The organism is Pantoea sp. ICBG 985, from assembly GCF_002928365.1.
Lineage (GTDB): Bacteria > Pseudomonadota > Gammaproteobacteria > Enterobacterales > Enterobacteriaceae > Pantoea > Pantoea dispersa.
This window is the reverse complement of record NZ_POWM01000028.1, coordinates 1-303: the sequence shown is the minus strand read 5'-3', so window position 1 is coordinate 303 and position 303 is coordinate 1. Positions and strand designations below refer to the sequence as shown.

General features: G+C 55.8%; 1 rRNA gene. It reads right to left on the bottom strand.

Annotated elements, in window-relative coordinates:
- Nucleotides 1-113: ribosomal RNA gene (rrf, locus tag C1Y42_RS23295) — 5S ribosomal RNA — on the bottom strand; the annotation flags it as partial.
- Nucleotides 114-303 lie beyond the last annotated feature (190 nt).

The following is a 303-nucleotide window of genomic DNA, read 5'->3' as shown; positions in this document are numbered from 1 at the left end:
TGGCAGTTCCCTACTCTCGCATGGGGAGGCCCCACACTACCATCGGCGCTACGGCGTTTCACTTCTGAGTTCGGCATGGGGTCAGGTGGGACCACCGCGCTGTTGCCGCCAGGCAAATTCTTTGTGCGCGAAACGAATCTTTTTCGCTGATGCCGCGTTGCCCGTCCTCGCGCTACTCAGTCACATACTTCTGTATGCTCCCTCGTACCGTCTCGTCCGGCGCCTTGCCTCAGCGCAAAATCTTTCGTTTCCGCTAATTTTTCCGTCACAAGCTGAAAATTCTTTCTGTCTCTCGGCCCAAAA